The organism is Pseudoxanthomonas sp. LjRoot127 (assembly GCF_964253495.1).
GTDB lineage: Bacteria > Pseudomonadota > Gammaproteobacteria > Xanthomonadales > Xanthomonadaceae > Pseudoxanthomonas_A.
The window spans coordinates 2043230-2067462 of the sequence record NZ_CAXUQR020000001.1 but is presented as its reverse complement, the minus strand read 5'-3'; the positions used below and the strand labels follow the sequence as shown (position 1 = coordinate 2067462).

The following is a 24233-nucleotide window of genomic DNA, read 5'->3' as shown; positions in this document are numbered from 1 at the left end:
AGGAGTGCGGGGATGCATCGATTGTAACCGACGCCCCCCCTGCACCCCAGAAACGAAGAACCCGCCTCGCGCCGGGTTCGGGACTCAGAGGATGTAGCGGCTGAGGTCGGGGTCCTGCACCAGTTCGCCGAGATGCGCATCGACGTAGGCTCGATCGATGACCACGCTCTGGCCATCGCGGTCGGGCGCCTCGTAGCTCAGCGTGTCCAGCAGGCGCTCCAGCACCGTATGCAGGCGGCGCGCGCCGATGTTCTCCTGGCGCTCGTTGACCAGCGCGGCGATCTCGGCGAGACGGTCGATCGCATCATCGCTGAAACGCAACGCGACGCCTTCGGTCTTCATCAGTTCCACGTATTGCTTGCTGAGCGCCGCCTTCGGCTCGGTGAGGATGCGGATGAAGTCGTCCTTGCTCAGTGCCGACAGCTCGACGCGGATCGGGAAACGACCCTGCAGCTCCGGGATCAGGTCGCTCGGCTTGGCCAGGTGGAACGCGCCGGACGCGATGAACAGGATGTGGTCCGTCTTCACCGTGCCGTATTTGGTCGACACGTTGCTGCCTTCCACCAGCGGCAGCAGGTCGCGCTGCACGCCCTCGCGGCTGACATCGGCGCCGCCGACGTTGCCGCTGCGCTTGGCGACCTTGTCGATTTCGTCGATGAAGACGATGCCGTGCTGCTCGCAGGCCTCGATCGCGGCCGCACGGATGTCGTCCTCGTTGACCAGCTTGCCGGCTTCCTCTTCGACCAGCTGCGGGCGCGCCGCCTTGATCGTCACGGTGCGCTTGTGGGTCTTGCTGCCGCCCAGGTTGGAGAACATCTGGCGCAGTTGCTGGCCCATCTCCTCCATGCCCGGCGGGGTCATGATGTCGACGCCGACGTTGGCGGAGAGCTCGAGTTCGATCTCGCGCTCGTCCAGGTCGCCATTGCGCAGCTGGCGGCGCAGCTTCTGCCGGGTCTCGGATTCCTTCGACGACGGTTCCGCGCCGATGTCGACGGTGGTGGTGGCGGTGTTCGCGCCGAAGCCGAACCCGCCGCCGGCGCCCTCGCGACGCGGCAGCAGCGCGTCGAGGATGCGGTCTTCCGCACGCTCCTCGGCCTGGGTGCGCATGCGCGCCTTGGCCTGCTCGCGGTACATCTTCACCGCGGTATCGGCGAGGTCGCGGACGATCTGCTCGACGTCCTTGCCCACGTAACCGACTTCGGTGAAGCGTGTGGCTTCCACCTTCACGAATGGCGCATTCGCCAGCGTCGCCAGGCGCCGCGCGATCTCGGTCTTGCCGACGCCGGTGGGGCCGATCAGCAGGATGTTCTTCGGCATCACCTCGTTGCGCAGGCTGGTGTCCAGCTGCATGCGGCGCCAGCGGTTTCGCAGCGCGATGGCCACCGCGCGCTTGGCCGCGTGCTGGCCGACGATATGACGGTCGAGTTCCTGCACGATCTCGCGCGGGGTCATCGTGGATGAAGTGTTTTCTGTCATGGCGATGTAGTCGTTGGGATGCGAGCGGGCGTCGGAGCTCAGAGCTCTTCGACCACCACGTTGCGGTTGGTGTAGATGCAGATGTCGCCGGCGATGTTCAGCGACTCGACGGCGATGGACTTCGCATCGAGCTCGGTGTGGGCGAGCAGCGCGCGCGCGGCGGACAACGCGTAGGAACCGCCCGAGCCGATGGCGATGATGCCGTCCTCCGGCTCGATGACGTCGCCGGTGCCACTGATGATCAGCGAGGTTTCCTTGTCGGCGACGGCGAGCAGCGCTTCGAGCTTGCCCAGGCGGCGCTCGGTACGCCAGTCCTTCGCCAATTCCACGGCCGCGCGTGTCAGCTGGCCGTGCTTCTCCAGCTTGGCCTCGAACAGTTCGAACAGCGTGAACGCATCCGCCGCGGCGCCGGCGAAACCCGCCAGCACCTGGCCATCGCGACCGAGCCGGCGCACCTTGCGCGCGTTGCCTTTCATGACCGTGTGGCCCAGCGTCACCTGGCCATCGCCCGCGACGGCGACATGCCCGTTGCGGCGCACGGACAGGATGGTGGTGGCGTGGAAGACGTTCGGATTCTGGCTGGGGTCCATGGAGGCCTCCGGGGTGTTCCCCCAGAGGTGGGGACGCCGCTCCGCGGTTCAAGCATGGCCTTTGGAAGCAACCCGGGGCCGTAGGCTGGGATGGAGCGAAGCGCAATCCCAGCAACCCGGCGATGTCGGAGGCACGCGCTGGGATTACGCGTTGCTCCATCCCAGCCTACGGCTCTACGGCTTTCCTATTTCTTGCGCTTGGCCCGCGGATGCGCAGCGTCGTAGACCTTGGCCAGGTGCTGGAAGTCCAGGTGCGTGTAGATCTGCGTGGTCGCGATGTCGGCGTGGCCCAGCAGCTCCTGCACGCCACGCAGGTCACCCGAGGATTCGAGGATGTGGCTGGCGAAACTGTGACGCAGCATGTGCGGGTGTACGTGCTTGAACAGGCCTTGCCGCTGCGCCAGCTGCTTGATGCGGATCTGCACGGCGCGTTGCGAAAGGGGACCCTCGGCACGGCCGGGGAAGACGAAGCCCTCGTTGCCGGACGGTCGCTCCTGTCGCCATTCGGCCAGCGCGTTGCGCGCATGCGAGCCGACCGGCACCTTGCGCTCCTTGCTGCCCTTGCCCAGCACGGTGACCATGCCACCGGCCATGTCCAGGTCGCGCCACCGCAGGGCGCACAGCTCGCTCAAGCGCAAGCCGGACGAATAGAAGAGTTCGAGCAGTGCGCGGTCGCGCTTGCCCAGGGGTGCATCGGTCGGCACCTCGACCAACCGGACGGCCTCGTCGGCATCGAGCACCTGCGGCAGCTTGCGCGGCGCCTTGGGTGCGCGCAGCGCTGCGGCGGGACTCGCGGCCACGCGGCCATGTTTCAACAGCCACTGGTAGTAGCTGCGACACGCCGAGAGCCGCCGCTGCAGGCTTTTCGGCGACAACCCACGACGGTGCTCGCTGGCGACGAACGTGCGCAGCTGCTCCGCATGCACCTCCACCAGGTGGGCAATGCCCTGGGCCTGTGCCCATTCCGTCAACGCGGCGAGGTCACGCCGGTACGCGTCCAGCGTATGCGCAGAGACGCGGCGCTCGACCTCGAGATGGGCAAGGAAGTCGGCGACTGCGTACATTCCGGTGGTCCGTCATTCCCGCAACGGGCGTCAGCGCGCGCTCAACCATCGAACCGCTTCAGCGCCGTCACCAGCGTCTCGCCCATCATGCGCAGGAACAGCGTGCCCATGCCGGGGTAGAAACGGTTGCCATCGCGGCTGCCGACGGCGACCAGGCCGATGCCGGGCAAGGGCAGCAGCGCCGAGGACGCCACTTCTTCCGCGCGCGCGCCATACAGCAGCACATGCTTCTCAGGTTGCAGGCGCCCGCAGATCGGCTCGCCGTCGCGCAGGCAGTCGCGGAAAGGGGCCATGTGCGGGTTGTCGGCCGGGATGACCTGCAGCCACTCGCCTTCGTCCAGCCCGGCCACTGGCTGCAGCAGCACGATGCTGACGCGGTCGCCGTTGAAGTCTTCGGCCAGCGACGCCGCCATCGCGCGCACGGTGTCGGCCGCGGTGTTCTGTTTCATGAGCGTGAGCGCCAGCTGGTGCGTGCGCACGGCCAGGCGCTCGTTTTCCTGTGCATTGGCGAACAGGTCGCCGAGGCGCTTGGACAACTCGCGGTTCTTGTCGCGCAAGACTTCCAGCTGATAGCTGGCCAGCGACGCCGTGGGGCCTTCGTCGCGCGGTACCACCATGCTCAGCGCGAGGTCGGGGAACTGCTTCAGGAAAGTCGGGTGGCGACGCAGCCACGCTGCGACCTCGTGGGCGCCCAGTTTTTCGAGTGTCTCGCTCATGCTTTCCATTCCCCTTCGAATACGAATGCCGCCGGCCCGGACATGATGACCTGCGCGTCGTCGGACGGCCAGCGGATGCGGAGCTCGCCACCCGGCAGCACGATGGCGACGTCGCGATCCACGCGACCTCGACGGATCAGCACGGCCGCGGCCGCACAGGCGCCGCTGCCGCAGGCCAGGGTCTCGCCCACGCCGCGCTCGTACACGCGCAGGCCTACGCGATCGCGCGCGACCACTTCGGCGAACCCGACGTTGACCGATTCCGGGAAGTGCCACGAGCGTTGCAGCAAGGGGCCGTAGTGCAGCACCGGGGCGGCATCGACGGACGGGACCTCGATCACCGCGTGTGGGTTGCCCATCGACACCGCGCCGAAGCGTACCCGCACGCCTTCGTCCACATCCGCGTCGTACTCGGCGCGCGCGTCGTCGAAGCCGCGGAGGGGAATGCGCGCCGGCACGAACTCGGGGACGCCCATCGCAACCGCATAGCGATCATCGGCGAGGCGCTCCACCGCGTGCGCTGCCACGGGGCTGTCGACCTGGAAGACCACGTCACCTGCAGCGCCATCGCGCACCAGCCATGCCGCCACGCAGCGCGCCCCGTTGCCGCATTGCTGGGAAGGCGAGCCGTCCGCATTCCAGATGCGGTAGGCCGCGACCGCGCCGGCGCTGCGAGGGGGTTCGATGGTCAGGATCTGGTCGCAGCCCACGCCGCGGTGACGATCGGCGAGCGATGCGGCCAGCGCGGCATCCGGGGGCGGCAGGCCGTCGCGCAGGTCCAGTACGACGAAGTCGTTGCCGGCCCCATGCATCTTGGTGAAACGCATCGACGTGCTCCGCGCGTGCGTCGACTCAGCCATTCCCGTCGGTGGCGGGCACCGTCGCGGGGTCGATCGGCGGGTCGGCGGGGACGCCATCGGTCGCAGGCGGCACGGCGTCGGCGGGGGCCACGGGCGCTTCTTCGACCGGCTTCTCCGGCATGAACAGCGGGCCCTTGGCACCGCAGGCGGAGAGGACCGCCATCACGGCGGCGGCAAGGACAAGGCGGACATTCCGGTTCATGGCGCGAGTATAGCCACAGCCCGATGAATGCGGTGGACGCTCAGTCGGGGCGTGGTGGCTCGGGACGCCGCCACAGCCATGCGTCGACCGTGGCCATGCACGCAAGGGGAAGCGCGACCATCCACCACCGGTGCGATCCGGTCCACAGCATCAGCGTGACCAGGAGGGCGGCACAGGCGAGCATCGCCCACGTCGCCGCCCACTTGGCGCGCCGCGACACCGCGCGATGCAGGTGCCAGTCGTGGATCATCGGGCCGAAACGCGGGTGCGTGACCAGGTAACGATGCAACCGGTCCGAACCGCGCGAGGCCGCATAGGCCGCGATCAGGATGAAGACCGTCGTCGGCAACCCGGGCACGAACACGCCGAGGATGCCCATGCCCAGGCTGGCGTACGCCAGCAGCCACCAAGCCCAGCGGAACCGGGCGGGCCTGGGATCGGGCATATCGCGGGGTCTGGGGGAAGACGTATCGGGCACCGCGCCCTTGTACCCCAAATCCGCCGCCGATGGCGCGAACACGACGTGCGCGCAGCGGACGACCGCGCCCCACCTCGCCATGGCCCACCTCTCCGTTCCGCTGCTGTTCTCCCCGGGTTATCGGCGGGAGGGCCGCAACACTGGAGCGCCGCTCATCGGCTGGCCGTGAAAAAGAAAAAAGCCGGGTTGCCCCGGCTTTCTTCGTGCTCGCATGGCGGCTTACTTCGACGCCACGCCCAGCTGGTCGAGCATGAAGGCGTACATCTCCGCGCGCTCGCGATACTGGCGGAAACGGCCGGACTTGCCGCCGTGGCCGGCTTCCATGTTGGTGCGGAACACGACCGTATTCTTGCTGGTGTTCAGGTCGCGCAGGCGGGCGACGTACTTGGCCGGCTCCCAGTACTGCACCTGCGAATCCCACAGGCCGGTGCCGACGAACATCGCCGGATAGGCCTTGGCCTGCAGGTTGTCGTAGGGCGAATACGTGAGGATGTAGTCGTAGTAGCCCTTCTCTTCCGGATTGCCCCACTCGTCGTACTCATTGGTGGTCAGCGGAATGGTGGGGTCCAGCATCGTCGTGACGACGTCGACGAACGGCACCAAGGTCAGGATGACCTTGTACTTCTCGGGCGCCATGTTCGACACCGCGCCCATCAGCAGGCCACCGGCGCTGCCGCCCATCGCGGCCACGCGGTCCTTGGCGGCATAGCCTTCCTTCACCAGGTAGTCGGTGACATCGATGAAATCGGTGAAGGTGTTGACCTTGTTGTAGAGCTTGCCGTCGTCGTACCACGCGCGGCCCATTTCCTGGCCGCCGCGGATATGGGCAAGCGCGTAGACCACGCCCCGGTCCAGCAGGCTGACGTTGGTGATGCTGAAGTTCGGATCCATCGACGCGCCATAGCTGCCGTAGGCGTACTGCAGCATCGGCGCCTTGCCGTCGCGGGCGACGTCCTTGCGGTACACCAGCGTCACCGGGATTTTCGTCTTGCCGTCGCGGGCCGGTGCCCACACGCGCTCGGTCACGTACTTCGAGGCGTCGTAGCCGGGCACGGGCTGCTGCTTCAGCTGGCGGCGCTCGCCGGTCTTGGTGTTGATCTCGTAGGTCGTCGCCGGCGTGGTCATCGACGTGTAGCTGTAACGCAGCCAGTCGGTGCCGGTTTCCGGATTGGCCGACAGCCCCATCGAGTACGCCGGCTCGTCGGCCTTGACGTAGTCGCTGCTGCCGTCTGCCTTGATCACGCGCAGGCTCTCCAGCGCATTGGCGCGTTCGGCCACCACGCTGAAACCGTCGAACAGTTCGAAGCCCTCGACGAACACGTCATTGCGGTGCGCGATCCAGTCCTTCCAGTCCTTGCGCGAGGTCGAATCGGTCGGCGCGGTCACGATCTTGAAGTTGGTCGCGCCATCGGCATTCGTGCGGATAACCCAACGGTCGCCGAGGTGGTCGGCTTGGTATTCCACATCGCGCTCGCGCGGGGCCAGCACGGTGAACACGCCCGGGCTCGCGGCCGGCGTGCAGCGCATCTCGGACGACACGGTGCTCTCGACGCTGATGCAGATGAACTTGTCGTCGCGGCTGCGGCCGATGCCCATGTAGAAGCTGTCGTCTTCTTCTTCGTAGACCAGCGAGTCCTGGCTGGCCGGCGTGCCCAGCACATGCGACTTCACCCGTTTGCTGAGCAGGGTCTCGGGGTCCTTGTCGACGTAGAACAGCGTGCGGCCGTCGTCCGACCACACCAGGTTCGGTTCGGCGTTGGTGACCGTATCCGGCAGGAGTTCACCGGTGTCCAGGTTCTTGAAGCGGATCGTGTACTGGCGGCGGCCATTGGTATCGTCGGCGTAGGCGAGCAGGCGGTTGTCCTGGCTGACCTCGTAGTCGCCGACGTTGTAGTAGTCCTTGCCGGCGCCCAGCGCATTGACGTCCAGCAGCACCTGCTCGCCGGCGAAATCGCCGGCCTCGTTGGCCTTCTGGATGGAGACCGCATCCATGCCCGGGGCGTCCTTGCGGCGCGCATGCACCGGATAGTCCTTGCCGGTCACGAAGCGCGCGTAATACCACCAGCCGCGCTCGCGGTAAGGCACGCTCGCATCGTCCTGCTTGATGCGGGCGACGACCTCGTCGTACAGCTTGTCCTCCAGCGGCTTCAACGGCGCCATCACCGCGTCGGTGTAGGCGTTCTCGGCGTTGAGGTACGCCAGCATCTCCTTGTTCTCGCGCTTGTCGTCGCGCAGCCAGTAATACTCGTCGTTGCGCTCGGCACCGTGGGGCGCCTTCACCACGTGCGGCTTCTTGGCCACGTCGGGCGGGGTGGCGCTGGCGGCAAGCGCGGAGGTGATCGGTGTGCTCATCAGGACGGTCGCGGCAAGCAGGAAGGAAGTCGGCTTCATGGATGGGGTCCGGGATTGCGGGTTGCAATGGCAGCGCCCCTCCGCGAGGGAGGGGCGCCAGGCACTTACTTGGACAGTTGTTGCCAGAGGAAGGTGTAGGCCAACGCGCTCATGTGCGCGGCCTGGGCGTTGTTCGCCGCGCCGCCATGGCCACCCTCGATGTTTTCGTAGTAGCGCACGTCCTTGCCGGCGTCCAGCATCATGGCCGCCATCTTGCGGGCATGGCCGGGATGCACGCGGTCATCGCGCGTCGAGGTCATGAACAGGGTCGGCGGATAGTCCTTCTTCGCGTCGAACAGGTGGTACGGCGAGAAGGTCTTGATGAACTCCCAGTCGGACGTGTCGGGATTGCCGTACTCGGCCATCCACGACGCACCGGCCAGCAGGTGGCTGTAGCGCTTCATGTCCAGCAGCGGGACCTGCACCACCACCGCACCGAACAGTTCCGGGTATTGCGTGAGCATGTTGCCGGTCAGCAGGCCGCCGTTGCTGCCGCCCTGGATGCCCAGGTGCTTCGGCGAGGTGATCTTGCGGGCGATCAGGTCCTGCGCGACCGCCGCGAAGTCCTCATAGGCCTTGTGGCGATTGGCCTTCAGCGCCGCCTGGTGCCAGCGCGGACCGTACTCGCCACCGCCACGGATGTTGGCGACCGCGTACACGCCGCCCTTCTCCAGCCAGCCCTTGCCGACACCGCCGGAGTAACCCGGGGTCATCGAGATCTCGAAGCCGCCGTAACCGTACAGCAGCGTCGGCGTGCTGCCGTCGTACTTCAGGTTGTCCGGGCGCACGAGGAAGTACGGAATCTTGGTGCCGTCCTTGGACGTGGCGAAGTGCTGTTCGATCTTCTTGCCCGAGGCATCGAAGAAGGCCGGCATCGACTTCAGCTGTTCCGGCTGCTGGCCCAGTTCGACCAGCGACAGCGTGGTCGGGGTCAGGTAGTCGGTGACGGTCATCCACACCGCATCGCTGTCGTCGCTGTCGACCGCACTGACACTGATGGTGCCGAAGCCCGGCGCGCCGGTGAAGGCGCTGGTCTTCCACCCCGTCGCCGACGGCGTCAGGATGCTGAGCTTGTTCTTGACGTCGTCCAGCACGTTCAGCACGACGTGGTTCCTGGTGACCGACATGCCGGCGAGCGAGGTCGTCGGGGTCGGTTCGAAGAGCACGTCGAACGTGCGCTTGCCGGCCATGAAGTCGTCGAACTTCGCTGCCAGCAGCGAGCCTGCCGCATAGGTCTTGCCACCGACGGTCCACCGCTCGCGCAGTTCCAGCGTCAGCCACTCGCGGAACACGCCCTTGTTGGCGGAGTTCGGCGCGTCGACCTTGGCCAGCGTGCCGTCGGCGCGACGGAGGTAGAGCTCGTCGTTGTAGAACGCCAGCGTGCGGCTGACGAAATCGCGCTGGAAGCCCGGCGTGTCGTCGTGGTACGCGGCGATGTACATGTCGTCCGGCTTGCCTTCGTAGACGACCTTCGCGCTGTCCAGCGGCGTGCCGCGCTTCCACTCCTTGACGATGCGCGGGTAGCCCGAGCTGGTCATGCTGCCCGCACCGAAGTCGGTGTAGACGTAGACGGTGTCGGCGTCCTTCCAGCCCAGCGCGCCCTTGGCTTCGGGACGGTAGAACCCGTCGGCCAGGAATTTCTTGTTGGTCAGGTCGAACTCGCGGGTCTCATCGGCATCGGCCCCGCCGCGCGACAGCGCGATCAGGCAGCGCGCGTAGTCGGGCTTGCGGCAGTCGGCGCCGTGCCAGACCCAGTTCTTGCCCTCGGCCTTGTTCAGCGCGTCCAGGTCGAGCACGGTCTCCCACTGCGGCTGGGCCTTGCGGTACTCGGCCAGGGTGGTGCGCCGCCACAGGCCGCGCTCGTGCTGCTGGTCCTTCCAGAAGTTGTAGTAGTAGTCGCCGATCTTCTGCACGCCGGGGATCTTGGCGTCGGAATCGAGGATGGCGCGGATGTCCGCTTCCAGCTGCTTGAAGGCCGGGGTCGAGGCGATCTCGGCCTCGGCCTTGGCATTGACGCCCTTCACCCAGTCGAGCTGTTTCTGGCCCTCGACGTCTTCCAGCCAGGCATACGGGTCGTTGGACACGTCAGCCTCCTTGGCGTGCGCGGGGGCGGACAGGGCGCCCGCTACAGCGAGGCCGGCGGCCAGGCAGGCGTGGGTGAGTCTGGGCATGAGGGGTGGCTCCGGAGGTGCAGTTCATGAACATGTCACGCTAGCACAAGGCCCGGAGGCCACCCCCTGCCGAAGGTCAGGCCGCCCGGGACAGACGCGCTGGCGCGGATCGCAGCCGGCGCGCCTGCGGACCGCGACGACGCCGCGATGACGCTGCGACGGCAGCAAGCCCCGGCAACCTGAACCGGTGCAGGGCCCACCATGCCACGGTGGGCATCCCCACCAGCCACAACGGCAGCCAACCCAGCGCGTCGGTGCTGGCGCGCGCCAGCGGCAGCAGCAGTACCAGCGCCACGCCGGTCAGGACCAGCCTGCGCAGCATGCGATCCAGCGTCGCATCGGGACGGTCGGACGATGCCGCGACGGAAGAGACGGAGGAAACGAAGGACATGGCGATGAACTCCTGTGACGTGATGTCGGCTGGACGTCACAGTCGCGCAGGTCCATCTCACGCGTTGCGACATCAGCGGTTAACATCTCCGTCGCATCCTGATGGCTAGCGTGTCCGTATGACGGGGAGAACGGAGTTCCACATGCCCATGCTTTTGTTTTCCCGTGCCGCCCGCTTCGTCCTGTCCGCGTGCCTGCTCTTCGTGGTCGCCGGTTGCGGGCATCGTGGCGCAGTCAGGGAGGATCCCGCGGCCATCGACCTGCCGCGCCTCATGGGTACGTGGCGCGTGATCGCGCACATCCCGTACTTTGCCGAGCGTGGCCACGTGGCGGCGCGGTACGAGTACGCACTGCGCGACACGGACAAGGTCGCCGTGGCCTACCACTACCGGGAAAGCTTCGACGCGCCCGAGCAACAGCGCGATGCACGTGCATCGGTGAAGAAAGACAGCGGCAACCGCGAATGGACCCTCTGGTTCGTCGGCGTCGTGCCGGCCAAGTGGCGCATCGTCGAGGTGGCGCCGGACTACTCCTGGGTGATGGCGGACTATCCCGGCCGCGACATGGGCTGGATCCTCGCGCGGGACGCCACCATGGATGATGCCACCTACCAGGAGCTGGTCAGGAAAGCGCGTGACCATGGCATCAATGCGCGCCAGCTGGTACGCGTGCCGCAGGTGCCGGATCAGGTGGGGACGCCGGGGTTCGGAGCGCCGAAGGAGCCGTGACGAGCGGATCGAGGGAAACCGCTCACGTGCGAGCAACGCAAGTCGCGAAGTTTTTCAGTCCATCCGGAAGGTGGTCGCGACTTACTTCGCTCCCACGCCCGTATCACCTGCGGCGTTACTTCTTCTCGTAGTTCGACAGGGCCAGCTCCAGCAGTGCCTTCGCCTGCTCGCGCAGCACGGCAGGCTCGACGATCTCGGCATCGGCGCCGTAATGCAGGATGTCCATCAGCAGCTCGCGAGAGACGCTGTAGGGGATCTTCAGTTCGTAACGGCCATCCGGCAGGTGCCGGCCCTGTTGCTTCGAGTGCCACTGCTCGTCGGCAACCCAGCGCGCGGCCTTGGCACTGAACAGGATCGTCGCCCAGCCTTTCGGTTCGCCGGAGAAGATGCCGTAGCTCGACGCCAGGTGCTGGTTGAGTTCGTCGTTGGGAAGGTCACGGGCGGGTTCATCGACCATCCTCGCGTTGCCCACGCGGTCCACCGCGAAGCTGCGCAGCGCGTTGCGCTCATGGTCCCACGCATCCAGGTACCAGTTGTCGCGGTAGTGGGTGATGCGCTGCGGCGACACCGTGCGGCGCGTGCGCTCGTCGGTGGAGCGTGCCCGGTATTCGAAGTGCAGCTGCTTGCGCTCCAGCACGGCCGAGGCGACGGTGCGGAAGCTGGCTTCGTCCAGCGTGCGGCCGCGATGCGGGATGACGCGCACGCGGTCGACCGGCCACTGGTCGACGCCGGCGTGGTCGGCCAGCAGCCCCTCGATGCGCTTCTGCAGCGGCGCCAGCGCACCGGACAGCACGCCGCCGCCCGTGCGCACCAGCAGCTGCTGCGCGGCGAGCAGGGCGTACAGCTCTTCCGAACTCAGCCACAGGCCAGGCAGCTCGAAGCGTTCGCTTTCGGCCGCGTGGTAACGGAAACCCGCTTCGCCGTCGCCCTCGATCGGCGCCATCAACGCATCGCGCAGGTACGCCAGGTCGCGATACGCCGTGGCGCGCGAGCAACCCAGTTCCTCCTGCAGACGCTTCACGGTGACCGGATAGCGCGCGGCCTTCAGGATGCGGTGAAGGGCGGTGATGCGTTCGATCTTGTCCATGGTCGGCACGGCAGGGGGCGTTCGAGGATTATCACCGACGGGTGGCCGTTTTCGTCGCCTGCCTGCCGTTGGAGACGGTGAAGGGGCGAACGCCGGCGGCGGCTTCGGCCCGTGCGGTGCCTGGTGATGCGGCGTGTCCTCGCCGTCGCGGCACCCTCAACGCACGGACCGAAGGCGCTGTCGCGGTGGGATACACCACGCTTCGTCGCCACTGTGTCGACGCCGCCTCCCGTCCGGTCGCCGTGCCGAGCGGATGACGGGCAGTTCATTTTGGATGCCACAGACTCCGCCAACGCGATGCGGGGGTGACAGGATGTCAGCAGAAGGCCGGAGCCGCGCCGTGGCGGCCGTGATCGTGGTGCTGATCCACGGAGCGGTGACATGGGTACTGGTACGCCCCCCGGGGTGGCTTGTCGGGAAGAGTTCCCCGTCACCCGTGCTGCGAGTGCGGTGGATCGAACACGCACAGCCTGCCCTGCCGACATCGCCGCCCGATGCGCATGCGACGCCTGCGCCCTCGGCCGATCCTTCCGCACCATCACCTGACCCGGGTCGTGTGGCGAGGTCGCTGGATCCCACGCAGCGGCCTCCGGATGTGGCGATCTCCGCATCGACACCCGACTATCTGGCGCAAGGCGCCGTCTGGGCGGCGGAAAGCGCGCCGGCGACCGATTTCCAGCCCGGACTGATGGCCAGCCGTGTTCCGAGGCTACCTGGCGGTGCTTCCGGCGGCCGCTTCCACATGCGAGAGCCACCATCGCCGCAAAGGAGATTGCAGGCGATCGGCAGGATGCTGGCCGGGCCTGACTACACCACCGACCCCTGCCCGCGCATGCACGACAACGTCCATGGTCTGCTGACCGACACCAGCGATGAGGGGCGCCGGCGGCTGGCGTGGGAACTGCGGGAATACCGGGACCGGTGCCGACCGTGACAGGGTTCCGGGAACAGGCCGTCGGGCGTGGCAGAATCTAGGCCGCGAACCTGAATCGGAACAAGCACTTGGGTTGTGGCCGACGTCTGCCCTGCCTACCATGTAACCGGTTTCAGTCACTCCTCTCTGCGAGATCCGCCATGCCCCCCCGGATGCCCCTTACCCTGCTCGCCCTTGCACTGTCGGCAAGCGGTGTACTGCAGGCGCACGCGACCGATGTGCTGCTGCCCCGCAACGAAAAGGTCGACGCGCCCAAGGCGGGCAAGGGTTTCGGCAAGCAGGAGGGCATGGCGCTTCCGGTGGTCTCGATGGCGGTGCGTCCCATCCCCGAGACCCCCCCGACACCCGCCGCCCCTCCTCCGCCGACCCCCAAGCTCACCGGCGGGGGCGAACTCGGCTTCGCCGCCGCCAGCGGCAACAGCAACAACGAGAGTTTCAACGGACGGCTGGACCTGACCTACACCGATGGCGGCGCATGGCGCCACAGCGGCAGCCTGTTTGGCCTGCACTCGCGTTCGGAATACATGCGCACGCAGGAAGACGGCAGTGCCGTCCGCGACACGCGCACCACGGCCAATCGCTACACGGTGACCGCCAACAGCGCCTACCTGATGGACGATCGCGGCACGCTGAACACTTCGGTGCGCCATGAGAAAGACGATTTCGGCACCTACAGCCGGCAGCAGTCGGTCAGCCTGAGCTACGGCAACCGCGTGATCGAAAACGAACGCGCGCACCTGGACCTGCAGGTCGGGCCGGGCTACCGCCGTGCCTACGACACGCTGGATGCGCGCACGGAAGCCGGTTTCATCGGTCGTGGCCTGATCGACGTGCGCTACGCACTGAGCGAGAACACCGAGATCGTCAACAAACTGCTGGTGGAGTCGGGCGACTACAACACCTTCGCGCAGAATGACCTGGGCGTGTCGGTGACGATGAACTCCCACCTGGCGCTGAAAGCCGGCTGGCAGGCGCGCCACAACAGCGACGTGGCGCCGGACCGCAAGCGCACCGACACGCTGACCACCATGAACGTGGTCTACCGCTTCAAGTAAGCGCGCCGCACGACGCTCAGGCGAGGAACGCGCCTGCGCCCTGCTCCAGCAACCGAGCGGCGACGCGGCGACCGAGCGCGTCGGGATCGGCGAGCGGGCCATGGGCCTCGGCACGCAGGACCTGGCCGTCCTGCGCAGATCCGACCAGCCCGGACAGCACCAGGTCGTCGCCTTCGCGCCGCGCGAAGGCCGCTACGGGCACGTGGCAGCTGCCGTGCAGGGCGCGATTCATCGCCCGCTCCGCCTCCACGCAAATGCGTGTGGGGGTGTCTTCGAGCGCGGCGAACAGTGCGTGCATCGCGGGATCGTCGGCACGGCACTCGACCGCGACGGCGCCCTGGGCCGGCGCCGGCAACCAGTGCGGCGCGTCCAGGCGCGCGCGGATGCGCGCGGCGAACCCGAGCCGTTCCAGGCCGGCGCACGCCAGGATGATCGCGTCGTACTCGCCGGCGTCGAGCTTGGCCAGGCGCGTATTGACGTTGCCGCGCAGGTCGACCAATGCCAGGTCCGGCCGCTGCGCACGCAGCTGCGCCTGCCGCCGCAGCGAAGATGTGCCCACGCGCGCGCCGTGCGGCAACGCGTCGATGCCGGCATGCAGGTTCGATACGAAAGCGTCGGCGTGATCCGCTCGCGCCAGGATGGCGGGCAGCGCGAACGGCCCTTCCAGCTCCATCGGCACGTCCTTGAGCGAATGCACGGCGCAGTCGGCGTCGCCGCGCAGCATCGCCAGTTCGAGCTCCTTGAGGAACAGCCCCTTGCCTCCGATCGCGGCCAGCGAGCGGTCGAGCACCTCGTCGCCACGCGTGCTCATCGGCACCAGCTCGACCGCCAGCCCCGGATGCGCGTCACGCAGGCGGTCGGCGACGTGTTCGCTCTGCCAGAGGGCGAGCGGGCTCTTTCGGGTGGCGATGCGCAGGGTGGTCATGCGGCCATTATCCCGCATGCCGCCATCGCGGCGGCGATCAGAGCGCCTTGACCGTCTCGCGCAGGCCGGCCACGCAGCGGCGGCTCACTTCCAACGGGGCCTTGCCGTGGCGCAGGATGGCCTGGACATGGCCATCGCCGATGCGCTTGATCTCGACCAGTTCGTGGCGCGCGACCAGGCAATTGCGGTGGATGCGCACGAAGCGGCCGCCGAACTCCTCTTCCAGCGACTTCAGCGACTCTTCGATCAGGTCCTCGCCGCGCGCGTGGTGCACCACCACGTACTTCTCCTCGGCCTGCAGGTAGTGCACTTCGTCCACCGGAATCAGGCGCAGGCTGCCGCGCAGGCGTGCGCAAAGGTGCGTGCGCGGCTGGCTGTTCGAGGCGGCGGGCGGCTGGCTTTCGCGTCCGGCGATGAAGGTACGCGCGCGCTCGACCGCGGCGGCCAGGCGCTCAGGACGGATCGGCTTCATCAGGTAGTCGATGGCCGCGGCCTCGAACGCCGACAGCGCGTGCTCGTCGTACGCGGTGCAGAACACCACGGCCGGCCGCGGGTCGAACGCCGCCAGGTGGCGGGCGGCCTCCAGTCCGTCCACGCCGGGCATGGCGATGTCGAGCAACACCATGTCGGGGCGATGCTGCGAGCAGGCCTGCAAGGCGTCCAGGCCGTTCTCCGCCTCGGCGACCACTTCGATGCCCGGGTGCTCGGCCAGCAACGCGCGCAGGCGCTCGCGGGCGAGGGACTCGTCGTCGGCAATGACCACTTTCACGGCAAAGGCGTCCTCGATGAACGTTGGCGTGATCCCCCGCGGCCTAGGTTACCCATCGCCGCGCCCTGCGTCATCCTTCCGGGGACGCGGGGGAATTACAACGCAAACCGCCGCGCCATCCAGTCACCGAGGTCACGGATCTCGTCTGCGCAGACCTGATGCGCCATCGGGTAGCGGTGCCACTGCACCGCAAAGCCCAGGTCGCCGAGCACCCGGGCGCTCTGTTCCGCGTGGACCAGCGGAATCACCGGGTCTGCGGCACCGTGCGCCATGAACACCGGTTGCGCCGTCGCCGCCTGGGCCAGGTGACCTGCGGCCTGCGCGGCACCCGGCAGATAGGTCGACAGCGCGATCAGCCCGGCCAGCGGCACCTGCCGCCGAAGCCCGGCGGCCAGCGTGATCGCGCCGCCCTGCGAGAACCCCGCCAGCAGCAGGCGGTCCGGCGCGATGCCACGTGCCTGCTCGCGCTCGATAAGCGCATCCACGTGGGCGATGGATTCCTCGATGCCGGCACTGTCCGCGCGCGTCGGGAAGTCCATGCCCACGATGTCGTACCAGGCGCGCATGCGCACGCCATTGTTGATGGTCACGGCGCGCACGGGCGCATGCGGGAACACGAACCGCAACGCCGGCCAGCCCGGCCGTACCAGCTCGGGCACGAGCGGTGCGAAGTCGTGGCCATCGGCGCCGAGGCCATGCAGCCACAGCACCGACCATGAAGGCGCGGGGCCGGTTTCCTGTTCGACAGCATCGAGGATGGGGGAGGCGGAAGAGGTCGTCATGCCGCCATTCTCGCCGCAGAGGCGCACGGACACCACTCAGCCGCCGCCTTTCTCCGCGTCCGGCAGCCGGAACCGCACGGTGCGGCTCGAGGCATGGGCCTGGCCGGTGGCTTCGAAGCGTCAGCGCTGCGCGACGGCCAGCGCCGACGCGTCGAACATGCCGGACGGCGTCGACGACACCAGGCGCACGTCGCGCACGCTGCCATCCGGCTGGATGGTGAAGGCCACGTCGGCCTGCCCCTCGATGCGGGCGCGCAGGGCGGGCAGCGGATACCGGGGTTGCGCGTCCTGCACCAGCCGCGGCACGCGCGCCGCCTGGACGATGCGAGGCGTCGCGTCGGGTGGAGCGGGCAGCTGCGGCGTTTCCTGCGTCGCCTGGGTTGTTTGCGTGGACGCGGGCGGCGGCGATGTCGGCGAGGATTCGACGTCCCTCGACGGCACGGCCGTGGTCGCAGGCGCGACAGCGGCCAACGCCGCGGAGCGGGCGGGCGCCGCGGCGTCGATGGTCGAGGTCTGCACGGCGACCGTCGCCTGGGCGGCCTGCGCGCGGGCGAGGGTCGCCACTGCCTCGCGCAAGCGTGGCAGCGCGGGTGCCCGCGCATCGATGCGTTCGATCAGGTTCCGCAAGCGCACGGCTTCTACGCCGTCGCCGCGCGCGATCGCCTGCTCGGCCGCGATCAGCACGTACGGCTGCAGCTCGGCCAGCGCGGCATCCGCGCGCCCCTGGTCTGTCGCCGCCGCGCGGGCCGCGAGATAGTGCTCCACGGCATTGTTGCCGGCAGGCGACAGCATCCGGTGCTCGGACAGTGCGCGCGTGGCGCGCGCATAGGGATCCGTGGACACGTCCCCGGCATCCACCGTCACGATTCCCGCGGACGAGGCTCCCGCCGGAAGGACCGCCGGGGGCGGCGAGACCTCCCGGCACGCCGTCATGCACAGCACGGCTCCCATCCCGATCCACACCCAGCTCGTTCTCATGCGCACCCCCTTTCGCGGCCGGCAAGCCTAGGCGGCGCTCATGACCGGGGTGCGTCAGCCGTGTCCGCACCCTGCGTCATGCTCCGCGACCCTGACGGAAAAAGGGTCCACGGGGAGGTCCTTGCCGGGCTGCCCGATGCCGGGCCATCGCTGGAACCGTTTGCACGCGCCGCCGCGGTCCGCAGCACGCGGGACTTCAGGTAAAGTGCGGCGAGCTCGGGCCGTTAACGCGGTATATCGTCCCTCTCGGGAACGACTGCACAGGGAATACGGTGGCGAACCCGGTCCATCAGGCGGCAACCGTTCTTGGGGAAGAACCGACCGTGAGGCCCACTGCCATCGCCATGCCGTCCCGTCTCGCCGATGGCGAGCCCGATGTGTCCTGGGTCATCGACCACAGCGACAACGCCATCGTCGTGTGCGACGACAGCGCGCGCATCACCTGGATCAACCAGGGCTTCACGCGCATGCTCGGCTACACGCAGGAAGAAGTCGTGGGAAGGCGCCCGAGCGACTTCCTCGCCGGGCCGCACACCGACCCGGAAACGGTCGAATGGGTCCGCGGGCAGCTGCACACGCAGCAGGGCTACCGCACCGAACTGCTGGTGTACGCCAAGAACGGCGTGCCCCTGTGGATTTCCGCGGTAGTGAACCCGGTGTTCGATGCGGACCGCGACAGCCGCTATCTGCTCGGCGTCTACACCGACATTACCCACAGCAAGCTGCACGAGGAACTGCACCGCAAGGTGCTGGGGGCGATCGTCCGCGAACAGCCCGTGCACGACGTGCTGACCCTGGTCTGCCGGGAGGTGGAGAAGGTGATGCCGGAAGCGGTGGCCTCGGTGATCGGCCTGGACGACTACGGCCGCCTGCGTCCGCTGGCGGCACCCAGCCTGCCCGAGACCATCGGGGCGATGATCGATGGCGAACTCGCCGGGCCGATGGTCGGTGCCTGCGGATCGGCGGCCTGGAGCGGACAACCGGTCGAATGCAGCGACATCGAACGCGACCCGCGCTGGCAGGCCTACAACGCACCCTTCCTCGCCGTCGGCATCCGCGCCTGCTGGTCCAGCCCCATCAAGGGCAACGACGGACGCGTCCTGGGCACGTTCGCCCTCTACTACTGGGAAAACCGCGCGCCGGACGACTTCCACCAGCGCGTGGTCGACGTGTGCCTGCACCTGTGCGCGCTGGCGATGGAACGCGAGCGCGCCCGCGTACGCATGCACCAGCTGTCCTTCTTCGACGCACTGACCGGCCTGCCCAACCGCGCGCTGTTCAACAGCAAGGTCGAGCAGATGCTGCTGGCCGCGGCACGCAGCGACAGTCCCGTGGCGTTGCTGTTCGTCGACATCGACCGCTTCAAGATCGTCAACGACACCCAGGGCCATACGGCCGGCGACACCCTGCTGCGCGAGCTGGCGAAACGGCTCGGCGGCGAACTCCGCGACGGCGACGTGGTGGCCCGGCTGGCGGGCGATGAATTCGTCCTAGCCGTCCCCGGTCGCACGGCCGAGGAAGCCGCCAATCTCGCGGACCGGCTGATGGCGCGCCTGTCCCAGCCGCTCAACGCGGGGCGGATGATGCTGACGCCGCAGGCCAGCGTGGGCGTGGCGATGTTTCCCGCCGACGGGTGGGACGTCGATTCGCTCGTGCGGCACGCCGATATCGCGATGTACCGCGCCAAGTCCGAAGGCGGCGCGCGCATCGTGTTCTACAGCCTGGAAATGAACCAGGCCATGCAGGAGCGCCTGGCGCTGGAAAATGCGCTGCGCGAGGCGGTCCGCAGCGGCCAGCTGCGCCTGCACTACCAGCCGCAGGTCGCACTCGACGAGGACGCGACCCTGCATGGCGTGGAGGCCCTGCTGCGGTGGCGACACCCGGAGATCGGCGAGATATCGCCCGCCACCTTCGTTCCGATGGCCGAGGAGTGCGGACTGATCGACGAACTGGGCCGGTGGACGCTGGAGGAGGCCTGCACGCAGATGGCGGACTGGCGCCGTCGCGGCGTGCCGGTACCGCGCGTTTCGGTCAACCTGTCGGCGATCAACTTCGAGCAGCAGGACCTGCCGGCCTTCATCGGCAACGTGCTGGGCAAGTGCGGACTGTCGCCGGACGAACTGATGGTGGAAGTGACCGAGAGCGTGATGCTGGCGGAGAAGCCGGAAGTGCTGGCCAACATCGATGCGATCCACCGGATGGGCGTCAGCCTGTCCATCGACGACTTCGGCACCGGCTACTCCAGCCTCAGCCATTTGCATCGCCTGCCGATCAGCGAACTGAAGCTGGACATGAGCTTCGTGCGCGACCTGGAGCACAGCGAGTCTGCACGCGCGCTGACGACGTCCATCCTGCGCATCGGCGACAGCCTGTCGTTGAAGGTGGTGGCGGAGGGCGTGGAAAATGCGGCGCAGCGCGCGGTGCTGGCTTCGCTCAATTGCGATCTGCTGCAGGGCTACTACGTCTCGCGCCCGCTTTCACCGCACTCGCTGGAACGTTGGGTCAGCCTGCAACCACCGGAGGCCTGACCGCTGCGCCGCCCTCGCGTTCGAGCAGGAAGGCGAGGGCGTCCCCACAGGGCGCGGCGATGCGGAACTGCAGCAGATCGTCGGCGCGCGTACGGCCCAGGCTGACTGCCACCACCGGGATCCGTCTGCGCACGGCCGCGTGCACGAAGCGCAACCCCGAATAGACCATCAGCGACGAACCGACCACCAGCAGCGCATCGGCCCGGTCGACGTGGGCCATCGCCGTTTCCACGCGCTGGCGCGGCACGTTCTCGCCGAAGAACACCACGTGCGGCTTCAGCATGCCTCCGCACGCTTCGCATGCAGGCACGTGGAAGCGCTCGAACTCCTTTTCCTCCAGGTCGGCATCGCCGTCGGGTGCCGTCCCCGCCTGCAGGTCGATCCATCCGGGATTGGCCTGCATCAACCGGGCCTGCAGTGCGGCGCGCGGCGTCACCTCGCCGCAGGCGAGGCAGACGACGCCATCGAGCCGCCCGTGCAGGTCGATCACCGCATGGCTGCCGGCGGCCTGGTGCAGTCCATCGACGTTCTGCGTCAGCAGCACTTCGCAGCACCCCTGGGCTTCCAGCGACGCCAGCGCGCGATGCGCATCGTTCGGCCGTGCCGTCGCCACGCGCGGCCAGCCGATCGTGCTGCGCGCCCAGTAGCGATGGCGCGTGGCGGTGTCGCCGGTGAAGGCCTGGTAGGTCACCGGCGGCGTGCGCTTCCACGCGCCCTGCTCGTCCCGGTAGTCGGGGATGCCGGACGCGGTGCTGCACCCCGCCCCTGTCAGGACGAAGAGCTGGCGGTGCGCCGCCACGAAATCCTCGAGTCGCGTATCGCTCATGCCCGCAGCATAGGCGATGCGCAGGCTGGCGTGCTCAGGGCCGGGGCGCAGGGCAGTAGCTGCGCAGGTAATCCATGTGCGCCGGCATCCGCTGGGCAGTGCCCACCACGCGGCTGCGGATGTCGTCGAGGAAGCTGCGCAGCTCGTCCGGGGGAATCGCGTCCGCCGTCGGGTGGTAGCGCTTGGGCATGATGCCCTGGCCCATCATCACCTGGATCCAGGAGTTCTCGCCGAACAGTTCGCCCGGCACGTGGAAGACGGTGCCGGTCTCGCGGAACAGGTCGATGCGGTGGCGCAGCGTGGCGGGGATGTCCATCTCCGCGATCTCCCGCCAGTACGGCGAATCACGCCGGTCGGTGAGGTGGTAATGCATCACCACGAAGTCGCGGACGTGTTGCAGCTCCTCGTCCAGGCGCGCGTTGTACTCATCGATCGCCGGCTGGGTGACCACCTGCGGGAAGTTCTGCAGCAGGTGCACGATGCCGCGCTGGATCAGGTGGATCGTGGTCGATTCCAGCGGCTCGATGAAGCTGCCGGCCAGGCCGAGCGCCACGCAGTTCTTCGCCCAGCACTGCTGCCGTTGCCCGGGCCGGAAGCGGATCGGCCACGGCTGCTTGATGACCTCGCCCTCGACGCTGCCGAGGAACTCTTCGCGCGCCTCGTCGTCGCTCATGTGCCGGCTGGAATAGACGATGCCGTTGCCCACCCGGTGCTGCAACGGAATGCGCCACTGCCATCCGGCCTTGCCGGCGATGGCACGGGTGTAGGGGACCGCGTCGCGCACCGCCGTGGTCTGGGTGGCCAGGGCGCTGTCGTTGAACAGCCAGTGCGACCAGTCGGTGAAGCCCACGCCCAGCGTCTTGCCGATCAGCAGTGCACGGAAGCCGGTGCAGTCGATGAAGAGATCGCCTTCGAGGATGTCGCCGTTCTCCATCTTCAGCGCGGTGATGAAACCCGAGCCGGCCTCGGTCAGCACCTCGGCGATCTTGCCCTCCACGCGCCGGGCGCCGTGGCGCTCGCTGAATTCCCGCAGGAATTTCGCGTACAGGCTGGCATCCATGTGGTACGCATAGTGCAGCCCCCCATGGGGGAGATGCGCGAAGCGATCGCCGAGGGCCGCCTTCAGCTCGAGGCAGTAGTCCTCGTAGCCGCTGGCCATGCCTTCCTGGCGGCCACGCAGCCAGAAGTGCTGGAACCCCGTGGTTCCGCGCTCCTTGCCGCTGAAGCCGAAGGAGTGGATGTAGCGGTGCCCCTTGTCCAGCCAGTTCTCGAACGATATGCCGAGCTTGATGGTGCCCTGCACCGCCGACATGTACGCCTGCTCGTTGATGTCGATCATCCGGTGGAAGCTCAGCAAGGTGGGGATGGTGGCTTCGCCCACTCCCACGGTGCCGATTTCCTCGGACTCGACCAGCGTGATGTCCAGCGTCTTGCCCAGTACGCGCGATATCGCCGCCGCGGCCATCCATCCGGCCGTGCCGCCGCCGGCGATGACCACGCGCTTCACGGGTCGGTTGCTGGAATCGTGGATCTCGTTGCTCACGGGCAGGTTCCTGGGATTGCGGTCAGCGGTTGATGCGCTTGAGCAGGCGTGCCCGCAGTTCGCGCGCACGTGCCTCGTCCAGCGGGGACAGCAGGCGGCGTGCCTGCTCGGGAATATGGGCGGCGGTGTCGTCGTCGGCCTCGAACACGTAGTGGCGGAAGACGTCCTTCCACGCGTCGCGCTCGTGCCGCGGAAGGTCGCGCACCGTCATCAGCGCGTACATCAGGGCGTTCATCGGCGTGTCCATCCAGTCGGGCACGTCGCGCCACCAGTAGTTGACCAGTACGTTGAACGGCTCCAGTCCCTCCATGTGGTGCCACCACAGGCTGGGGATCAGCACGGCGTCGCCGGGCCCGAGGTCGGCCACCTGCGCATGCCGCATCGCCTCGGCGAAGCGCGGGAAGCGCACCAGGTCCGGCGCGGCGAAATCGACCAGGCTGATCGCCTGCCCGGCCGGCGTGAAGTCGAGCGGACCGATGTACAGGTTGCGCAGCTGGTCGGGGGGAAACAGCGTCACGCGGCGGCGCCCGGCCACCACGCAGGCGAGGTTGTCCGGCACGTCCTGGTGCGCCGCGATGCGCGTGCGATTGCCGATCCAGATGCTCGCGAGCGGATCACGCCCGGGCAACGGCAGGTCGTTCTCGCGCCGGAAGCCCGGCAGCCACGTGTCGAGGGTCGTCGACGCCACGTAGATCATGGGCGGCGCGGCGTGGTCGGCGTACTTGACCAGCGTGTCGAGCACCGTGGGCAACGGGATCTGCTCCCGGCGGAAGTCCATGCCGCTCATATCCTCGTTGTAGAACACCCGGCCACCGGTCGCGGGGGCCGCGACCGTCGCGACCACGGGGGGTGCGTCCGCGCGCACGAAGCCATGCAGGTAGGCCACGGCCGCACGCATGGATTCGCGTGCAGCCGCCACCATCGGCCAGTGGTCCACCAGGCCCCGCAGGACGACGGGGCCCGACGATGCCGGCAAGGAAAGGGCGTCGCGCGCGTCGCCGCGGAACTCCCGGATGGGCTCAGCGTCAGCGAGCACGGCTCCGGTTCATCCTGTCGATCAGCCCGCGGAAGTTCGAGATCGATGCCACCGCCATGAACACCGGCTCCAGGTGGCCGGCGGCATGCAGCCCGCCGAGCGCCGCCGCGTCCAGGTCGCGGAGGCGGTCTTCGTTGATGGTGTAGTAGCCGGCCAAGCGGTTGAGCGACCCATCGTCCAGTTCGACATCGAGCGCGAACGATTCCAGCAGGTCGAGCGCGAGCAGCGCATCGACGAACGCCGGCACGCGCTCCAGGCCGTTGTGCAGCGTGAGCAGCACCGAGGCGATGCGGTCCAGGTACTCGGTGTTGCCGCCGTGTTCGCGGAACAGCGGCTGGCCGTCGGCACTGCCCACCCGGGGATGGTCGAGGTCGATGTGCACCGTCATCTCGTCGCCGGCGCGGCCGATCAGGAACGGCTGCCGCTCGATCGCCAGCGGCAGGTAGTGGGCGTCCCAGCGTTCGCCGTCGAGGAACAGGTTGCGTCCCTCCTCGAACCCCAGCAGGGCGACGGGCGAGAACGCACCCCGTGCGTCCTTGCGGAACACGATGGGATAGCAGGCCTGCAGGTCGCGGAACTCGGCGGGGAACGTGGCGGCGAAACCGACGTCATCGCCCAGGTGCGCGCCGCGCCGGGTATCGATTCGCAGGTCCCTGTGGTCGATGTTGTTGACCTGGGCGTGTCGTGGCATGCGGGCATTCGTC

Annotated in this window: 23 protein-coding genes; 4 read left to right on the top strand and 19 right to left on the bottom strand. The window is 68.0% G+C overall.

Annotated features, from left to right (window positions below; translation table 11 throughout):
* Positions 1-84: 84 nt before the first annotated feature.
* The 10 genes from hslU to ACSQ19_RS09515 form a co-directional block, all read right to left on the bottom strand.
* Positions 85-1476: an ATP-dependent protease ATPase subunit HslU gene (gene hslU, locus ACSQ19_RS09560; protein ID WP_435996579.1), complete on the bottom strand. Its 1392-nt coding sequence runs from the start codon at positions 1474-1476 to the stop codon at positions 85-87.
* 38 nt (positions 1477-1514) lie between these two features.
* Positions 1515-2066 carry an ATP-dependent protease subunit HslV gene (hslV, locus tag ACSQ19_RS09555; protein ID WP_056879246.1) on the bottom strand — a complete coding sequence of 184 codons (552 nt, stop codon included), beginning with the start codon at positions 2064-2066 and terminating at the stop codon, positions 1515-1517.
* 185 nt (positions 2067-2251) lie between these two features.
* On the bottom strand, positions 2252-3130 hold the full coding sequence (gene xerC, locus ACSQ19_RS09550) for a tyrosine recombinase XerC (protein ID WP_296279237.1): 879 nt from the start codon (positions 3128-3130) through the stop codon (positions 2252-2254).
* Between the two features lie 41 nt (positions 3131-3171).
* Positions 3172-3846, bottom strand: a complete 675-nt coding sequence (locus tag ACSQ19_RS09545) for a DUF484 family protein (RefSeq protein WP_299344317.1) — start codon at positions 3844-3846, stop codon at positions 3172-3174.
* A complete protein-coding gene (dapF, locus tag ACSQ19_RS09540; protein WP_435996575.1) occupies positions 3843-4706 on the bottom strand; it encodes a diaminopimelate epimerase in 864 nt (287 codons plus the stop codon). Before dapF ends, ACSQ19_RS09545 begins: the two co-directional genes overlap by 4 nt.
* Positions 4699-4908: an LPS translocon maturation chaperone LptM gene (gene lptM / locus ACSQ19_RS09535; RefSeq protein WP_435996573.1), complete on the bottom strand. Its 210-nt coding sequence runs from the start codon at positions 4906-4908 to the stop codon at positions 4699-4701. The genes dapF and lptM overlap by 8 nt, the downstream gene beginning before the upstream one ends.
* A gap of 40 nt (positions 4909-4948) precedes the next feature.
* Complete coding sequence (locus ACSQ19_RS09530; RefSeq protein WP_435996571.1) at positions 4949-5353, bottom strand: YbaN family protein; 405 nt, start codon at positions 5351-5353, stop codon at positions 4949-4951.
* A gap of 252 nt (positions 5354-5605) precedes the next feature.
* A complete protein-coding gene (locus ACSQ19_RS09525; protein WP_435996569.1) occupies positions 5606-7777 on the bottom strand; it encodes a S9 family peptidase in 2172 nt (723 codons plus the stop codon).
* Positions 7778-7842: 65 nt separating this feature from the next.
* Positions 7843-9948, bottom strand: coding sequence for a prolyl oligopeptidase family serine peptidase (locus ACSQ19_RS09520; RefSeq protein WP_435996567.1), 2106 nt, complete (start codon positions 9946-9948; stop codon positions 7843-7845).
* 76 nt (positions 9949-10024) lie between these two features.
* Complete coding sequence (locus tag ACSQ19_RS09515) at positions 10025-10339, bottom strand: hypothetical protein (protein WP_435996565.1); 315 nt, start codon at positions 10337-10339, stop codon at positions 10025-10027.
* Between the two features lie 142 nt (positions 10340-10481).
* Here ACSQ19_RS09515 and ACSQ19_RS09510 point away from each other — a divergent pair, with 142 nt between their 5' ends.
* Positions 10482-11066, top strand: coding sequence for a lipocalin family protein (locus ACSQ19_RS09510; RefSeq protein ID WP_299344299.1), 585 nt, complete (start codon positions 10482-10484; stop codon positions 11064-11066).
* A gap of 115 nt (positions 11067-11181) precedes the next feature.
* Here ACSQ19_RS09510 and ACSQ19_RS09505 read toward each other — a convergent pair whose 3' ends face one another.
* Entirely contained in the window at positions 11182-12153 is a 972-nt protein-coding gene (locus tag ACSQ19_RS09505; RefSeq protein ID WP_296279228.1) for a helix-turn-helix transcriptional regulator, read from the bottom strand.
* 595 nt (positions 12154-12748) lie between these two features.
* On the opposite strand from ACSQ19_RS09505, the gene ACSQ19_RS09500 reads away from it, so the two are divergent.
* The gene (locus tag ACSQ19_RS09500) at positions 12749-13087 is read left to right on the top strand and encodes a hypothetical protein (protein WP_435996562.1); all 339 of its coding nucleotides are present in this window, start codon (positions 12749-12751) and stop codon (positions 13085-13087) included.
* A 308-nt stretch (positions 13088-13395) separates the two neighbouring features.
* Positions 13396-14142 (top strand): DUF481 domain-containing protein, encoded by a 747-nt coding sequence (locus tag ACSQ19_RS09495; RefSeq protein WP_436000924.1) that lies wholly within the window; start codon positions 13396-13398, stop codon positions 14140-14142.
* A 16-nt stretch (positions 14143-14158) separates the two neighbouring features.
* On the opposite strand, the gene hemC is transcribed toward ACSQ19_RS09495, so the two are convergent.
* From hemC to ACSQ19_RS09475, 4 genes are all read right to left on the bottom strand, one after another.
* A complete protein-coding gene (gene hemC / locus ACSQ19_RS09490; RefSeq protein ID WP_296279225.1) occupies positions 14159-15067 on the bottom strand; it encodes a hydroxymethylbilane synthase in 909 nt (302 codons plus the stop codon).
* 37 nt (positions 15068-15104) lie between these two features.
* Positions 15105-15836 carry a LytR/AlgR family response regulator transcription factor gene (locus tag ACSQ19_RS09485; RefSeq protein ID WP_296279224.1) on the bottom strand — a complete coding sequence of 244 codons (732 nt, stop codon included), beginning with the start codon at positions 15834-15836 and terminating at the stop codon, positions 15105-15107.
* A 95-nt stretch (positions 15837-15931) separates the two neighbouring features.
* A complete protein-coding gene (locus ACSQ19_RS09480) occupies positions 15932-16618 on the bottom strand; it encodes an alpha/beta hydrolase (protein WP_299344288.1) in 687 nt (228 codons plus the stop codon).
* 120 nt (positions 16619-16738) lie between these two features.
* Positions 16739-17461, bottom strand: a complete 723-nt coding sequence (locus ACSQ19_RS09475; protein WP_435996559.1) for an energy transducer TonB — start codon at positions 17459-17461, stop codon at positions 16739-16741.
* A 479-nt stretch (positions 17462-17940) separates the two neighbouring features.
* On the opposite strand from ACSQ19_RS09475, the gene ACSQ19_RS09470 reads away from it, so the two are divergent.
* A complete protein-coding gene (locus ACSQ19_RS09470; protein ID WP_435996557.1) occupies positions 17941-20124 on the top strand; it encodes a sensor domain-containing protein in 2184 nt (727 codons plus the stop codon).
* Here ACSQ19_RS09470 and ACSQ19_RS09465 read toward each other — a convergent pair.
* Genes ACSQ19_RS09465 through ACSQ19_RS09450 form a run of 4 tightly spaced genes read right to left on the bottom strand, consistent with a single transcriptional unit; the run spans position 20099 to position 24220 of the window.
* Entirely contained in the window at positions 20099-20968 is an 870-nt protein-coding gene (locus tag ACSQ19_RS09465; protein ID WP_436000922.1) for an NAD-dependent protein deacetylase, read from the bottom strand. The two genes, ACSQ19_RS09470 and ACSQ19_RS09465, sit on opposite strands and share 26 nt — an antisense overlap.
* 16 nt (positions 20969-20984) lie before the next feature.
* Entirely contained in the window at positions 20985-22493 is a 1509-nt protein-coding gene (locus ACSQ19_RS09460) for a tryptophan halogenase family protein (RefSeq protein WP_435996555.1), read from the bottom strand.
* Between the two features lie 22 nt (positions 22494-22515).
* Positions 22516-23508, bottom strand: a complete 993-nt coding sequence (locus ACSQ19_RS09455; protein ID WP_436000920.1) for a cupin-like domain-containing protein — start codon at positions 23506-23508, stop codon at positions 22516-22518.
* A gap of 10 nt (positions 23509-23518) precedes the next feature.
* Positions 23519-24220: a SapC family protein gene (locus tag ACSQ19_RS09450; RefSeq protein ID WP_435996553.1), complete on the bottom strand. Its 702-nt coding sequence runs from the start codon at positions 24218-24220 to the stop codon at positions 23519-23521.
* Positions 24221-24233: the final 13 nt, after the last annotated feature.

What these genes read in the sequence shown, in the direction of transcription:
- ACSQ19_RS09515 (WP_435996565.1), bottom strand. Translation starts at nt 10,339, where the DNA reads ATGTCCTTCGTTTCCTCCGTCTCTTCCGTCGCGGCATCGTCCGACCGT.
- hemC (WP_296279225.1), bottom strand. Translation starts at nt 15,067, where the DNA reads ATGACCACCCTGCGCATCGCCACCCGAAAGAGCCCGCTCGCCCTCTGG.
- hslV (WP_056879246.1), bottom strand. Translation starts at nt 2,066, where the DNA reads ATGGACCCCAGCCAGAATCCGAACGTCTTCCACGCCACCACCATCCTG.
- ACSQ19_RS09510 (WP_299344299.1), top strand. Translation starts at nt 10,482, where the DNA reads ATGCCCATGCTTTTGTTTTCCCGTGCCGCCCGCTTCGTCCTGTCCGCG.
- hslU (WP_435996579.1), bottom strand. Translation starts at nt 1,476, where the DNA reads ATGACAGAAAACACTTCATCCACGATGACCCCGCGCGAGATCGTGCAG.
- ACSQ19_RS09545 (WP_299344317.1), bottom strand. Translation starts at nt 3,846, where the DNA reads ATGAGCGAGACACTCGAAAAACTGGGCGCCCACGAGGTCGCAGCGTGG.
- ACSQ19_RS09505 (WP_296279228.1), bottom strand. Translation starts at nt 12,153, where the DNA reads ATGGACAAGATCGAACGCATCACCGCCCTTCACCGCATCCTGAAGGCC.
- xerC (WP_296279237.1), bottom strand. Translation starts at nt 3,130, where the DNA reads ATGTACGCAGTCGCCGACTTCCTTGCCCATCTCGAGGTCGAGCGCCGC.
- ACSQ19_RS09470 (WP_435996557.1), top strand. Translation starts at nt 17,941, where the DNA reads ATGCCGTCCCGTCTCGCCGATGGCGAGCCCGATGTGTCCTGGGTCATC.
- ACSQ19_RS09525 (WP_435996569.1), bottom strand. Translation starts at nt 7,777, where the DNA reads ATGAAGCCGACTTCCTTCCTGCTTGCCGCGACCGTCCTGATGAGCACA.
- dapF (WP_435996575.1), bottom strand. Translation starts at nt 4,706, where the DNA reads ATGGCTGAGTCGACGCACGCGCGGAGCACGTCGATGCGTTTCACCAAG.
- ACSQ19_RS09530 (WP_435996571.1), bottom strand. Translation starts at nt 5,353, where the DNA reads ATGCCCGATCCCAGGCCCGCCCGGTTCCGCTGGGCTTGGTGGCTGCTG.
- ACSQ19_RS09495 (WP_436000924.1), top strand. Translation starts at nt 13,396, where the DNA reads ATGGCGGTGCGTCCCATCCCCGAGACCCCCCCGACACCCGCCGCCCCT.
- ACSQ19_RS09480 (WP_299344288.1), bottom strand. Translation starts at nt 16,618, where the DNA reads ATGACGACCTCTTCCGCCTCCCCCATCCTCGATGCTGTCGAACAGGAA.
- ACSQ19_RS09520 (WP_435996567.1), bottom strand. Translation starts at nt 9,948, where the DNA reads ATGCCCAGACTCACCCACGCCTGCCTGGCCGCCGGCCTCGCTGTAGCG.
- ACSQ19_RS09450 (WP_435996553.1), bottom strand. Translation starts at nt 24,220, where the DNA reads ATGCCACGACACGCCCAGGTCAACAACATCGACCACAGGGACCTGCGA.
- lptM (WP_435996573.1), bottom strand. Translation starts at nt 4,908, where the DNA reads ATGAACCGGAATGTCCGCCTTGTCCTTGCCGCCGCCGTGATGGCGGTC.